We start from the raw sequence: 13,536 nt of genomic DNA on the forward strand, positions 1-13,536 counted from the left end.
AGTGAACGACTATGGCTGAATTTCTTACAACCTATTTTGAAAATGTTATTCCATTAAAAGAAGAAATTATTGAAAGTACTTTACAAACGTTGTATATGGTAACTGTTACAGGATTGATTGCAGGCATCCTTGGTTTAGTTTTAGGAGTCATTCTTGTTGTAACAGACCGTGGTGGTATTTTAGAAAGACCGCGGCTTTATGGTTTACTCGATCAAATCGTAAATCTCTTTCGTTCTTTGCCATTCATTATTATGATGGCTCTAGTTGTCCCCTTTACCCGTTTTCTTGTTAATACATCAATCGGAACAACCGCGGCAATTGTCCCTTTGGTCATTGGGACCGTGCCTTTCTTTGCAAGACAAATTCAAAACGCTCTTTTAGAAGTTGATCCTGGCGTTATAGAGGCTGCAGAATCTATGGGTTCCAGCCCTTTAGAAATCATTTTTCGTGTGTATTTAAAAGAAGGCCTAACAGCTATTATTCGAGTCTCTTCTGTAACCATTATTAACTTGATTGGTTTAACAGCTATGGCTGGAGCCATTGGAGGTGGCGGTCTAGGAAATTTAGCCATCTCTCGAGGATACAATCGTTTCCAGAATGATGTGACATTAGTCGCAACCGTTATTATTTTACTGATTGTTTTTATTAGTCAATTTATAGGAAATACGTTAGTTAAAAAAACGAGTCACTAGATGACATTGGAGGAAAATAACATGAAAAGATTAAAAAAAGGATTTTTAGGATTAACCTTAGCATTAGGACTTCTGGCAACAACAGCTTGTGGAACGGATACGTCTTCAGATGCTAAAGCATCTGAACCCATTAAAATTGGAGTAGTTGGTGAAGTGAATGAAGTTTGGGATTTTGTGAAAGAAAAATTAGCCGCAGATGGTATTGAAATTGAACTGGTCAAATTTACGGATTACGCTACACCGAATGTCGCTCTTGCTGAAGGAGAATTAGATTTAAACTCGTTTCAAACGAAAACTTTTATGGATTCATTTAATGAAGACCATGGAGAAAATTTAGTCGCTATCGCTGACACAGTCATTGCACCTCTAGGTATCTATTCATCAACAGTTAAAGACGTATCTGAAATAAAAGAAAACGATGTGATTGCTATTCCAAATGATGTTTCTAATGAAGGAAGAGCTTTATTATTACTTCAAACAGCCGGTTTAATTGAAGTTGATCCTTCAAAAAAACAAATCCCTGTAGTCGAAGACATTACCTCTAATCCTTTAAACTTAACATTCGAAACATTAGACTCTTCTCAAACTGCTCGTGCTTTAGATGATGTGAATGCTTCCGTTATCAATAGTGGAATGGCTGTTGATGCAGGATTCATTCCAACCGAGGATGCAGTTTTCTTAGAACCGGTTACTGACTCATCGGACCCTTATTACAATGCGATTGTTTCAAGAGATGAAGATAAAGATAATGAAGTATTTCAAAAAATTATCGAAGCTTATCAAGCTGAAGACACAAAAGAAGTGATTGCCGAAACATCAAAAGGTTCTTCTATTCCAGTTTGGTAATTAGATACAAATAGAAAGTGCCAACTAAATTAGAGAGGATGATAATTAATGTCAACATTACTTACTCGATCTACAATACATGAAGAAGTTCAACAAGGAGCTGAAGAAGTGATTGCGTTACGCCGTTATCTTCATCAACACCCTGAACCAAGTTTAAAAGAATATGAAACGATTAAATTTATCAAAAACCAACTAGATAAATTAGAAATCCCTTACGAATCTGTGGGTGAAACAGGAGCTATCGGAACGATCATTGATAAAAAAGGATCAGGTAAAACCATTCTCTTAAGAGCAGATATTGATGCGCTTGAATTAGAAGATGCTAAAGATAAGCCCTATAAATCAATTAAAAAAGGTTTGCATCATGCTTGCGGTCATGATGGTCATACCTCAGCTTTATTAGGAGCTGCAAAAATTTTAAAAAAACATGAAGCTGATTTTTCTGGCACTATCAAACTAGCTTTCCAACAAGCTGAAGAAATCGGCGCTGGTGCAAGACAATTTGTGGCTGGCGGTTTTGTTAACAATGTTGATCAAGTTTTTGGCATTCATGTCGATTCTTCTATTGAAACTGGAAAAATCGTTGCTACTGCAGGCCCAACGAATGCTTCTTGTGATATTTTTAAAATTAAAGTGGCTGGCGAAAGTGGACATGCTGCTAGACCGGACTTAGGAAGAGATGCTTTACTGACTGCTGCTGCCATTACTGTTGAATTGCAAAGCATTGTTGCTCGTGAAGTTAGTCCCTTAGATAATGTCGTAGTTGCTGTAGGCGTATTAAATGCCGGAACTCGTTACAATATTATTGCCAATGAAGCTTCTCTTGAAGGAACGGTTCGTACTTTCAGCCACACAACACGTCAATTTGTCTTAGAGGCTGTTGAACGTGTGGCACGAGATGTTGCAACAGCCCATCGTACTACAGTTGAATTTGAAAATTACGATGCGGCTGCTCCGCTTATCAACCACCAAACTGCGGCAAGTCGTGCAGCTCGTGTCGGAGCTGACATTGTAGGCGCAAAAAATATCATTCAAGATAATCCAAAAAGCTTAGGAGCAGATGATTTCGCTGACTTTTTAGCCGTTGCTGAAGGTGTGTATGCTCGTGTTGGAACAAAAGACCCTTCTAATACGGATACGTGGTATGGACACCATCATGAAAACTTTGACATTGATGAACGCGGATTAGCTATCGCTACAGAACTACACGTCAACTATGCACTTGATTTTTTAAATGATGAACAGTAACATCAACTATTATTAAAATTTATTTTCTGAAAAAATGCTGTAAAAGATTGAAGCGAGTTGTTTTCGTTTCAATCTTTTTATTTTTTATGATTTTTCATTCTCTTTTTTAATGAAAAAAACACTACATACAGTGTAACGTGAAGTTCTCATGACGACATATAGCACATTATGCCTATTTATTGATTTACATACATTATTAAGGAGTGATACCCATAATCGCAAATACCTCTATAAATATGCAGCTAAATATTTATAAATTAAATGAGGCCATCCAAGCTTTCCCACAAGTACATCCGATAACGGATGAAGAAACAAAAGAAGAATTGTCACCCTCAGCACAAAAAACGGTTCATGTCGCTCCTATTAACGAAGAACATAAGCATGGAAATGAAGTTGGAGATACTTGTCCCATCTGTCGACAAGTAACAGTAGAAGATTTAGGCGTTTTGCAATACTTGTATTAACTGCAATGCTCAATTAAAATGTGGCTTGTAAATAAAAAGATGGAGCTAGGAAATTGTCCCAGCTCCATCTTTTTATTCATATTCTTCTAGCTCTTTTAATTGGGCTTCCCGTTGTACTTTGCGCCATTCAATAAAGCCATTTCCTAAGCCTCGTAATAAAATTTCACTTGTTCCGAGGTTTGTTGCTAAAGGTATCTCATAAACATCACATAACCTGAGCAACGCTGAAATATCTGGTTCATGGGGTTGTGCCGTTAACGGATCTCTTAAAAAAATAACTAAATCTATTTTATTATCCGATACATATGCCCCAATTTGTTGGTCTCCACCAAGTGGCCCTGATTTAAAGCGATGAACATCTAAACCAGTCGCGTCAATAATCCGCTGCCCAGTAGTTCCTGTCGCAAATATTTGGTGATCCTTGATAATTTCTCGATAAGCTGTGGTTAATTTTACCATTTCGTCTTTTTTCTTATCATGAGCAATAAATGCAATATTCATCTCTTTCCAACTCCATTCTACCTTTTATTATTTAATGATAACATGTACTTGATAAAAAAGATAAGACTAGGTTAACGATTACTTTATGTAGAAAAGCCTATTACTTGAAGACACTTTTCATCTGCGTTACACTTATTGTAGTTAAAATTTAAGGAAAGAGGGATTATACATGGGAAAGAAAATTGCAACAGTTGTGACCAATTTATTTGAAGATGTCGAATTCACTTCTCCAAAAGAGGCTTTAACAAATGCCGGTCATCAAGTGATCACTATCGAGAAAAAAGCAGGAAATACTGTTACTGGTAAAAAAGGAGAAACCACCATTACCATTGATAAAGGTATTGAGGATGTTTCACCGGAAGAGTTCGATGCACTATTGATTCCCGGAGGTTTTTCACCAGATCAATTAAGATCAGATGATCGATTTTTAGCCTTTACCAAGGCATTCGCTGATGCTAAAAAACCTATTTTTTCAATTTGCCACGGTCCACAACTTCTTATTAACGCTGAAGTTGTTAAAGGCAAAAGAATGACTGCTGTTAAACAAGTGGGCGTCGACTTAAAAAATGCAGGTGCATTATTTGAAGACAGCGAAGTTGTGGAAGACGAAAGTGGCATCATTTCCAGCCGTACACCAGAAGATCTTCCCGCTTTTAATAAAGCAATCTTGAGGGCTTTAGCGGATTAAGGATTAAATAAGTAATTTTTAATTTAATTCCATTACATTTTTTATCTGTTTATCATAGGTTATTTAGTTGGTTATGCTAAACTATAAATGTTGTTAAAATAAATTGAATTCATTTTCATTCTCTTTTCTCCCCCCTATTGAAAAGAGACTTATCCCCTAGCTATCTCTTAATTGAGATAGCTTTTTTTATTTTTAACTTTACCTTAAGAGATAGATAAACCTTTTATCACACTTTATTCATAACTTATCGCTATAGTTTCGATATACCAATAACAACCAACTTTTTTAATCGCCTTTTTTCCTCCAAAGGAAAAGTAAGGATTCTTTTACCACTCATTTATATGGGTGGTTTTTTTTCTCAGAAAATAATTCCTACTATTTTTTGAGACTGCTTATTTTTTGAATCTCCTAACTTGACAAAGTCAAAAAAACATTGGTATACTTACCAAAACAAACAAGTGGTTGCTTGTCTAATTAACTTGTTACATCCATTTTGTTAAAAATACTTATTAGGAGGAATGTTATGGATTTTAGAACAAAAAAATTAGATTCCATTATATCACAGTTCAACAGTAACGCAGAAACAGGGTTATCCCCAACGGAAGTAGAAGAACACAAAAAACAATTTGGTGCCAACAAATTTGATGAAGAAGAAAGTGTTTCTTTATTTTCGAAGATTCTGGATCAATTAAAAGATGTCACCGTTATTATCTTGATCCTTGCCGGAATTATCTCCACGTATATTGCCATTACTGAACACCCCGACGATTTCTCAGAACCTATTGTCATCTTCTCTATTATTGTCATCAATGTTGTTATTGCTCTAAGACAGGAAGGAAAAGCAGAGAAAGCTTTGGCTTCGCTGCAGAGTTTATCTGCTCCACAAGCGCGCGTTATACGAGATGGTCAAGAAGACGTTATTGACGCTACCGATTTAGTACCAGGAGACATTATACTATTAGAAGCAGGTGATCAAATACCTGCAGATGCTCGCTTAATTTCTAGTGGTGATTTACAAGTCGAAGAGTCTGCTTTAACTGGTGAAAGTGTGCCCGTTGAAAAAGACGAAAACGCCGAAATTGAAGAAGACAGCCCTGTAGGTGATGTATTTAATACCGTTTTTTCTGGAACCTTAGTTACCAACGGTCGAGCAAAAGCTATCGTTGTAACAACTGGTATGGAAACAGAAATGGGTTCCGTTGCAGACTTATTGAACAGTACTAAACAAGGGAAAACGCCTTTACAATCTAGAATGGATAGTTTAGGAAAACAAATAAGTGTGATAGCTTTAATTGCTGGGATCATTATTTTCACTTTAAGCTTCCTTCAAGGAGAAGCTTTTATCCTTAGCCTAATGGCTGCTGTATCACTTGCTGTTGCAGCCGTTCCTGAAACCTTACCTGTTATCGTCACTATTTCATTAGCTAATGGTGTGAAAAACATGGTAGATCGCAATGCGATCATCCGAACCATACCTTCCGTTGAAACTTTAGGTAGTGCTTCTGTTATTGCCTCAGATAAAACAGGAACATTAACTCAAAATCAAATGACCATTCAAAAGCTTTGGGCTTTTCCTCATGAACCAATAAATGTAAAAAATGAGTTTGGTGATGATGAAAAATGGGTTCTTAAGATGATGAGCCTAGCCTCAAATGCGACGATTGAAGATCGTGATGGCGAAGAAGTTATTAGTGGAGATCCTACTGAAACAGCGATTATTCGCTTGTTACAGAAAAAAGGACTACAGAAAGATGATTTAGATGAGTCTTACCCGCGTGTACATGAGATACCTTTTGATTCTAGTCGTAAGTTGATGACGACTGTTCATGAGATAGATGGGCATTACATTTCCATTACTAAGGGAGCTTTTGATCGTTTACCAGTGGAATTTTCGTCTATTACAGATGAAGGAGGTCAAAATGCACGAGATATCCATGACTCGTTTGCTAATGATGCTTTACGTGTTATTGCTGTTGGATATAAAACATATGACACACTTCCAGAAGATTTAACTCCCGAAGAGCTCGAAGATGGGATTACATTTGCTGGGATCGTCGGAATGATTGACCCTCCAAGAGAAGAAAGTATCCAAGCCGTTAAAGAAGCCAAGTCAGCCGGTATTAAAACTATTATGATTACTGGTGACCATGCTGCTACAGCTTCTGCTATCGCTAAGCAAATCGGTATTTTTGAAGAAGACGATAAAGCCATCACAGGTGCTGAATTAGGTAAACTTTCAGATGAAAAACTAAAAGAAAGCATTCGTGATTATTCGGTTTATGCACGTGTTTCTCCTGAAGACAAGATTCGAATCGTTAAAGCTTGGCAATCACATGGAGACGTTGTAGCCATGACCGGAGATGGCGTCAACGATGCACCTGCTTTAAAAGCAGCTGATGTTGGTACTGCTATGGGAATTACCGGTACTGAAGTAGCTAAAAGTGCTTCTGACATGATCTTGACCGATGACAAATTTGATACCATTGTTCATGCTGTTGAAGAAGGCAGACGTGTTTATGAAAATATTAAAAAAACCGTTTATTTCTTATTATCATGTAATATTTCAGAAATTCTCATTATGTTAATCGCCGTTATTATGGGCTGGGGCTTACCAGTCATTGCTATCCAACTGCTATTTGTTAATGTGGTAGCGGATGGAATTCCTGGTTTTGCATTAAGCAGAGAAAAAGCTGATCCAACTATTATGTCTAATGAACCAACAGCTAAAGGTGAAAGCATCTTCGCTAAAGGCGGCTATCGAAATATTGCGATTGCAGCTCTAACGTTCACTATTATTACCCTTATTGGTTTTTACGTGGGTTCATTTATTGATATTGATTCTACGATCACCGCAAGTCATGAAGTTGGTCAAACAATGGCTTTCTTAATTCTTGGTTGGTCTTCTGTACTACACATTTTCAATGCGCGTAGCAAAGAATCTATATTTAAAGTTGGAATCACATCCAATATGAACTTGTTCTGGTTAGCAATGCTCTCAATTGCATTGATTACTCTAGTGGCTACTGTACCATTCTTAGCTGGTATTTTTAACTTAGTTGCTATAAGTATGACGCATTGGTTGATCGCTATTGGACTATCTCTTACTATTCTTATAGTAGTTGAACTACAAAAGTTTATTATGCGTAAAATGAATAAAACATTTTAAGTTGTCGGAAAGAAACTAAATAAGAAAAGGTCCTGGGCATCTGCCAGGGTCTTTTTTTTCTTTTATCTCTTTAATCTAAAGCCAGAAAAAATAGTTTTTTCCCTTAGAAACTGGTAGAATAAATGGAATAGAGTGCCTTACTGTTTAATGAACACATTCATTAAACTAAACCAAACTTTTCAGGGTTATCAAGTATAGAATGGATGAAAAAAATGACGACTACTTCTCGACAATTATTATCTTCATGTAAACGAATCGTTGTAAAAGTTGGAACCAGCACGATTATGTACCCTAATGGTACTATTAATTTACAACGTCTAGAAAAATTAGCTTTTGTCTTATCTGATTTAAAAAACCAAGGCAAAGAAGTGATTCTAGTATCTTCTGGAGCTGTGGGAGTGGGAATCTCTCGTCTGCACCTTAGCGAAAGACCAAGAACGATTCCCGAACAACAAGCTGTAGCTTCTGTAGGCCAAACCGAATTGATGAATTTATACAGCAAATTCTTTTATGGCTATGGACAAATTATCGGCCAAGTGTTAATGACACGTGATATTGTAGAATTTCCAACTAGCCGTCTAAATGCGATCAATACATTTGAACAATTACTTGTAAAAGGTATTATTCCAATCGTAAATGAAAATGATACTGTTGCAGTTGATGAATTGGATCACTTAACTAAATTCGGTGATAACGATCGTCTATCTGCTATTGTTGCAGAAATTACGGACGCTGATTTACTGATTATGTTATCAGATATTGACGGATTTTATAATAAAAACCCAAACGATGAGCCTGACGCTGTTCTCTTTCACGAAATACACACCATTACGGATGACTTATACGCTCTTGCGGGTGGAAAAGGATCTAGCTATGGAACTGGCGGAATGTCTACAAAGTTGATTGCTGCTAATCATATTTTAAAAAATACCAGTCAAATGGTATTGGCTAACGGTGAAGACCCCACGATTATTTTTGATATTATTGAGGGCAAACAAATAGGAACCTTATTCTCAGCTGACTAAATTAGAAGGAGTGTTTTTATGGAAACATTGATTCAATTAGGTGAAAAAGCAAAGAAAGCGGCACGCTCGCTTGCAAGAGCTACTTCACCTGAAAAAAATGAAGCATTAAAATTAATGAGCCAAGCTTTGATTGCTCATACAGACACTATTCTTACAGCAAATAAAATAGATTTAACAGCTGCTAAAGAAAACGGAATATCAGAAAATATGATGGATCGTTTAATCTTAACCAAGGAACGCATCGAAGCTATGGCTGATGGAATCCTTAAAATAGCCGACTTACCCGATCCAATTGGAAAAGTTGATGGAATGTGGAAAAACGAAGCTGGATTAACGATTGGAAAACAACGTGTTCCATTAGGAGTCATTGGGATCATTTATGAATCTCGTCCAAATGTAACGACCGATGCGGGATCATTGTGTTTCAAGGCCGGTAACGCGGTCATTTTACGTGGCGGTAAGGAAGCCATCCATTCAAATAAAGCGCTCGTTCGCATTTTGCAAGATGCACTTGAAACAACAATCTTTCCTGCTACAACGATTCAATTGGTTGAAGATATCACACGCGAAAGCTCTAACGAAATGATGCGATTAAATCGTTATTTGGATGTTTTGATTCCACGTGGTGGAGCAAAATTAATTCAAGCCGTTTTAGAAACAGCTACCGTCCCTGTAATTGAGACTGGAACAGGAAATTGCCATATCTATATTGATAAAGATGCTCAATTAGCAATGGCAACTGATATTATTGTAAACGCCAAATGTTCTAGACCTTCTGTATGCAATGCTGCTGAAACCTTATTGATTCATGAAGACGTAGCGGAAAGCTTTTTGCCTGTAATTGAAAAAGCTTTAGCTCCGTGGAATGTTGAATTAAGAGCAGATGAAAAAGCCTTATCCTATTTGAAAAAAGCCATACCAGCTACTCAAGAAGACTGGGAAACAGAATTCTTAGACTTTATCTTAGCTATTAAGGTTGTTTCTTCTCTAGATGAAGCGATTGAACACATTGACCGTTACAGTACTGGCCATTCTGAAGCCATCGTGACAGATGATTATGCTTCAGGTCTTCAATTTCATCGCGAAGTTGACTCTGCTGCTGTTTACATTAATGCTTCTACTCGTTTTACAGATGGTTTCGAATTTGGATTTGGTGCTGAAATTGGAATAAGTACTCAAAAATTACATGCCCGTGGACCAATGGGTCTAAATGAACTGACTTCATCCAAATACATTATCTTTGGTGAGGGACAGATTCGATAAAACTTAGCCCTAAAATCAAAAAAAGATCTCACTTTCCCATGGAAAGCGAGATCTTTTTTATGTCCTTCTATTCTTTTAACTGAATCCCTCTTGGTTCTATGCTAGTTGAAAAAACAATCTGTGTATAAGTTTTTCCAAACTGCTGTAATTCACCGATAAACCCATCCAGCTCAACCGTAGATGGAAAAGCTACTTTTAAAAGCATGGAATACTCTCCGGTTACACAATTGCATTCGAGGATATTAGGACACACTTTTACAAATGGATAAAATGTCGGCTTTTGCTTAGGGCTCAATTCCAAATTGATGAACGCAGTAATATGATACCCTAACTTATGTAAATTTATTTGAGCTGAATAGCCTGTAATGATACCTTCATTCTCTAAACGAGCAATCCGTGTAGAGACAGCTGGAGAGGATAAAAATGTTTCAGCAGCAATCTCTTTTAGTGATGTTCGTGCATTATCTCCCAATAATTGAATAATCTTTTTATCAATACTATCCATTTTATCCCATCCTTTTCTTAAGATTTTCTTTCTATTTAGATTATACAGATTGAGGTAGACATTTCAAATATAAAAAAATTCACACTTAATAAAACAAAGTTTAATCAAGCAAATATCGTATTATATAATCCGAGGAACACCTATACCAATATTTAGTTTTTCTTTATTCTTTAGCTATTTACTCCTCGATTCTAGCATGTTATCTTTTAAAATAGATTTTAACAAAAGTCTTTTACCCCTACATTTGAGGAGTGTGACAGAAATGAATACACGAATAGAATTTGACTCAATCGGCAGCTTACCGATTCCAAATGAAGCTTATTACGGAGTACAATCCCTACGAGCAAAAAACAATTTTTCCCTATCCGGTGAAAAGCTGCATCCTATCCTTATAAAAAAATTAGCACTCATTAAAAAAATAGCTGCAATCACTAATTATCAAGAAAAAAACCTATCAACTCCAATTACAGAAGCTATCTGTAAAGCAAGTGATGAAATTATTGCAGGACACTTTCAAGATGATTTTATTGTTGATGCTATTCAAGGAGGCGCCGGAACTTCAGCAAATATGAATATGAATGAAGTGATTGCACACCGGGCCAGTGAACTTCTTGGAGGAACAAAAGAAACTTATGAATTGGTGCACCCTAATGATCACGTGAACTGTTCTCAATCAACGAATGATGTTTTTCCAACAGCCGGAAAGCTAACGGTCTTAGAACTGCTGCCACACCTCATCTCAACTCTTACCTCTTTAGAAAAAACATTGGAACGAAAAGCAACTGAATTTTCAAACGTTATTAAAATGGGAAGAACGCAATTGCAAGATGCTGTACCTACAACTTTAGGACGTTCTTTCAAAGCCTATCAATCTGCTGTCCAGCGTGACATTCAACAGTTAACTACTATAACAAGTGAGATGTATACTCTTAACATTGGCGCTACAGCTATTGGAAATAGCATTAATGCCTCCGTGGGCTATTCAGCGACCATTGCTAAAAATCTTGCCCATGAACTGAAATTACCCTTACAGCAAGCTGATAATCTGTATGATGCTACTCAAAACGTTGATGGATTCGTTCGTGTTTCAGGAGTTGTAAAAACAGCCGCTGTTACTCTATCCAAGATGTGCAATGATCTCCGTTTATTGTCTAGTGGCCCAACAACTGGTTTCGGAGAAATTAATTTGCCCGCGATGCAAAATGGATCTTCAATCATGCCAGGAAAAGTTAACCCTGTCATTCCAGAAGTCGTTTCTCAAGTAGCTTTTCAAATTATAGGAAATGATCTTACGATTACCATGGCTGCCGAATCTGGTCAACTTGAACTAAATCCATTTGAACCTATTATTTTCCGGAATCTTTTTAGTTCTATAGAATTACTGACAAATGCTGTGATGACCTTAACGGATAACTGTATTATTGGCATTACTGCCAATGAGGAACACTGTCGGAATCAAGTTGAACAAAGCCCCGGAATCGTTACCGCTCTTTGTCCTTTGATTGGTTATCAAAAAGCAAGTGAATTAGCAAAAGAATCCTTACAAACTGGACGTTCCATTCGCCATATTCTCCTTGAAAAGAATTGGCTATCACCAGAAAAAATCAATGAACTTCTTGATTTAGAAAAATTAGCTAAAGGTATTGTTTCATCAAACCATGTCCCAATCTCCATAAAATTTTAACTAGTTTGAGATACTCGTTAAAATTGACCACTTTTCATAGTAATCGATAAGTTTTTTCATTCTTTTAGTAAATCTCATGTATAAAAATCATTATTTGTTTTATACTTAATCATATGAGGATTCTTTTTATTGGTCTTGGACAGTTGATCCTAGAGTAATTATAAAGAATTTTTTTATGCACATACGCAAAGTACGGTTGTGATAAAAAGTTCGTGGGACATCAGTACTTTACTATTCATGAATAAATACATGTAGCTATAGATGAAAAGGATGAGGATCAATGACACAACGCAAGCGAATTGCAATTATCGGCGGTGGTATCGTAGGAGCTACCTCTGCATTTTATCTTAGTCAAAAAAATTATGAAGTAGCTCTTTATGATGATGGGGTAGGACAAGCCACTTCTGCTGCTGCTGGAATAATATGCCCCTGGCTATCTCAACGACGCAATAAAGAGTGGTACCAATTAGCTTCAAAAGGCGCCGCTTTTTATCCACAACTTATGAATGATTTGGGTGAATCGCTTACTCATTCAGATATCTATCAACAAGTAGGTGCTTTAGTCTTTAAAAAGAATCTTGATTTATTAAAAAAATTAGAAAAAACAGCGCTCAAACGTTTAGAAACTGCTCCAGAGATTGGGGAATTGGCTCTTCTATCTCCAAAGGAAATCAAAGCTAAGTTCCCTTTATATGACTCTAAAGAATCTGCTTTATTTGCTTCAGGTGGTGCGCGAGTAGATGGCTCATTATTGACAGAAAAACTGATTAATCAAGCTCAATCTAATGGTCTTCACTATTATTCAGAAAAAGTTACCCTCTCTTCTCCAAACTCAAATGAGTATGTTATCCATACGAATATCCATGCTAAAACGTATGATACAGTTGTTTTAGCAGTTGGTGCCTGGTTACCTGAATTATTGGCCCCACTTGGTTTAGACGTTGATATTCGCCCACAAAAAGGACAATTAATTCAACTCCGTTTACAAGAAGATATGTCAGATTGGCCTGTTATCATGCCTGATGGTGAAAAAGATATTATACCTTTCGCCCATGGAAAAATCATTGTAGGAGCTACTCATGAAAATGATGGCGGATATGATTTAACACCTACTAAAGAAAAGTTAGAGATCATGCTAGAAGAAGCGATAGAACTCGCTCCTGGATTAAAGAATGCCACCATTACAGGAATCCGCGTAGGGACAAGAGCATACACATCTGACTTTGCACCTTTTTTTGGCGTTATTCCAGAGTACCCTAACCTTTTTACAGCTAGTGGTTTAGGTTCTTCAGGGTTGACTTCTGGACCTTTGATTGGACACATGTTAAGCCAGCTTATCTCAGGTGAAGCTACTGACTTACCACTCTCTAATTATCCAGTTGATCAATACATTAAAAAAATGAACAATAAAAATAAGGACTTGAGATAAGTATCTCAAGTCCTTATTTTTTCGT

The 13,536-nt window shown here is 36.7% G+C and carries 12 protein-coding genes; 10 read left to right on the plus strand and 2 right to left on the minus strand.

Going from position 1 to position 13,536, the window contains the following annotated elements:
* Positions 1-11 precede the first annotated feature (11 nt).
* The 4 genes from ACKI3H_RS06885 to ACKI3H_RS06900 all read left to right on the plus strand — a co-directional run bounded on the left by ACKI3H_RS06885 (position 12) and on the right by ACKI3H_RS06900 (position 3,250).
* The gene (locus ACKI3H_RS06885) at positions 12-692 is read left to right on the plus strand and encodes a methionine ABC transporter permease (RefSeq protein WP_407371545.1); all 681 of its coding nucleotides are present in this window, start codon (positions 12-14) and stop codon (positions 690-692) included.
* Between the two features lie 21 nt (positions 693-713).
* Positions 714-1,538 carry a MetQ/NlpA family ABC transporter substrate-binding protein gene (locus ACKI3H_RS06890; protein WP_407371546.1) on the plus strand — a complete coding sequence of 275 codons (825 nt, stop codon included), beginning with the start codon at positions 714-716 and terminating at the stop codon, positions 1,536-1,538.
* Positions 1,539-1,586: 48 nt separating this feature from the next.
* Positions 1,587-2,786: an amidohydrolase gene (locus ACKI3H_RS06895; protein ID WP_407371547.1), complete on the plus strand. Its 1,200-nt coding sequence runs from the start codon at positions 1,587-1,589 to the stop codon at positions 2,784-2,786.
* A 203-nt stretch (positions 2,787-2,989) separates the two neighbouring features.
* The gene (locus ACKI3H_RS06900) at positions 2,990-3,250 is read left to right on the plus strand and encodes a hypothetical protein (protein WP_407371548.1); all 261 of its coding nucleotides are present in this window, start codon (positions 2,990-2,992) and stop codon (positions 3,248-3,250) included.
* Between the two features lie 72 nt (positions 3,251-3,322).
* Here ACKI3H_RS06900 and mgsA read toward each other — a convergent pair whose 3' ends face one another.
* Positions 3,323-3,751 (minus strand): methylglyoxal synthase, encoded by a 429-nt coding sequence (gene mgsA, locus ACKI3H_RS06905; protein WP_407371549.1) that lies wholly within the window; start codon positions 3,749-3,751, stop codon positions 3,323-3,325.
* 169 nt (positions 3,752-3,920) lie between these two features.
* Here mgsA and ACKI3H_RS06910 point away from each other — a divergent pair, with 169 nt between their 5' ends.
* The 4 genes from ACKI3H_RS06910 to ACKI3H_RS06925 all read left to right on the plus strand — a co-directional run bounded on the left by ACKI3H_RS06910 (position 3,921) and on the right by ACKI3H_RS06925 (position 9,893).
* A complete protein-coding gene (locus ACKI3H_RS06910; RefSeq protein WP_407371550.1) occupies positions 3,921-4,439 on the plus strand; it encodes a type 1 glutamine amidotransferase domain-containing protein in 519 nt (172 codons plus the stop codon).
* Positions 4,440-4,962: 523 nt separating this feature from the next.
* Positions 4,963-7,605 (plus strand): cation-translocating P-type ATPase, encoded by a 2,643-nt coding sequence (locus tag ACKI3H_RS06915; protein ID WP_407371551.1) that lies wholly within the window; start codon positions 4,963-4,965, stop codon positions 7,603-7,605.
* Between the two features lie 203 nt (positions 7,606-7,808).
* Positions 7,809-8,630, plus strand: coding sequence for a glutamate 5-kinase (gene proB / locus ACKI3H_RS06920; protein WP_350452139.1), 822 nt, complete (start codon positions 7,809-7,811; stop codon positions 8,628-8,630).
* Positions 8,631-8,648: 18 nt separating this feature from the next.
* Entirely contained in the window at positions 8,649-9,893 is a 1,245-nt protein-coding gene (locus ACKI3H_RS06925; protein ID WP_407371552.1) for a glutamate-5-semialdehyde dehydrogenase, read from the plus strand.
* 67 nt (positions 9,894-9,960) lie between these two features.
* Here ACKI3H_RS06925 and ACKI3H_RS06930 read toward each other — a convergent pair whose 3' ends face one another.
* A complete protein-coding gene (locus ACKI3H_RS06930) occupies positions 9,961-10,398 on the minus strand; it encodes an Lrp/AsnC family transcriptional regulator (protein ID WP_407371553.1) in 438 nt (145 codons plus the stop codon).
* Positions 10,399-10,660: 262 nt separating this feature from the next.
* On the opposite strand from ACKI3H_RS06930, the gene ACKI3H_RS06935 reads away from it, so the two are divergent.
* Both ACKI3H_RS06935 and ACKI3H_RS06940 read left to right on the plus strand, forming a co-directional pair.
* Entirely contained in the window at positions 10,661-12,082 is a 1,422-nt protein-coding gene (locus ACKI3H_RS06935) for an aspartate ammonia-lyase (protein WP_407371554.1), read from the plus strand.
* 280 nt (positions 12,083-12,362) lie between these two features.
* On the plus strand, positions 12,363-13,511 hold the full coding sequence (locus tag ACKI3H_RS06940) for an NAD(P)/FAD-dependent oxidoreductase (RefSeq protein ID WP_407371555.1): 1,149 nt from the start codon (positions 12,363-12,365) through the stop codon (positions 13,509-13,511).
* The last annotated feature ends 25 nt before the right edge of the window (positions 13,512-13,536 follow it).

Source organism: Carnobacterium sp., from assembly GCF_045617425.1.
Classification (GTDB): domain Bacteria; phylum Bacillota; class Bacilli; order Lactobacillales; family Carnobacteriaceae; genus Carnobacterium_B.

Bases quoted from the DNA above. Each gene is read 5' to 3' on its own strand.
- ACKI3H_RS06885 (WP_407371545.1), top strand. From the start codon at position 12: ATGGCTGAATTTCTTACAACCTATTTTGAAAATGTTATTCCATTAAAA.
- ACKI3H_RS06890 (WP_407371546.1), top strand. From the start codon at position 714: ATGAAAAGATTAAAAAAAGGATTTTTAGGATTAACCTTAGCATTAGGA.
- ACKI3H_RS06895 (WP_407371547.1), top strand. From the start codon at position 1,587: ATGTCAACATTACTTACTCGATCTACAATACATGAAGAAGTTCAACAA.
- mgsA (WP_407371549.1), bottom strand. From the start codon at position 3,751: ATGAATATTGCATTTATTGCTCATGATAAGAAAAAAGACGAAATGGTA.
- ACKI3H_RS06910 (WP_407371550.1), top strand. From the start codon at position 3,921: ATGGGAAAGAAAATTGCAACAGTTGTGACCAATTTATTTGAAGATGTC.
- ACKI3H_RS06915 (WP_407371551.1), top strand. From the start codon at position 4,963: ATGGATTTTAGAACAAAAAAATTAGATTCCATTATATCACAGTTCAAC.
- proB (WP_350452139.1), top strand. From the start codon at position 7,809: ATGAAAAAAATGACGACTACTTCTCGACAATTATTATCTTCATGTAAA.
- ACKI3H_RS06925 (WP_407371552.1), top strand. From the start codon at position 8,649: ATGGAAACATTGATTCAATTAGGTGAAAAAGCAAAGAAAGCGGCACGC.
- ACKI3H_RS06930 (WP_407371553.1), bottom strand. From the start codon at position 10,398: ATGGATAGTATTGATAAAAAGATTATTCAATTATTGGGAGATAATGCA.
- ACKI3H_RS06935 (WP_407371554.1), top strand. From the start codon at position 10,661: ATGAATACACGAATAGAATTTGACTCAATCGGCAGCTTACCGATTCCA.
- ACKI3H_RS06940 (WP_407371555.1), top strand. From the start codon at position 12,363: ATGACACAACGCAAGCGAATTGCAATTATCGGCGGTGGTATCGTAGGA.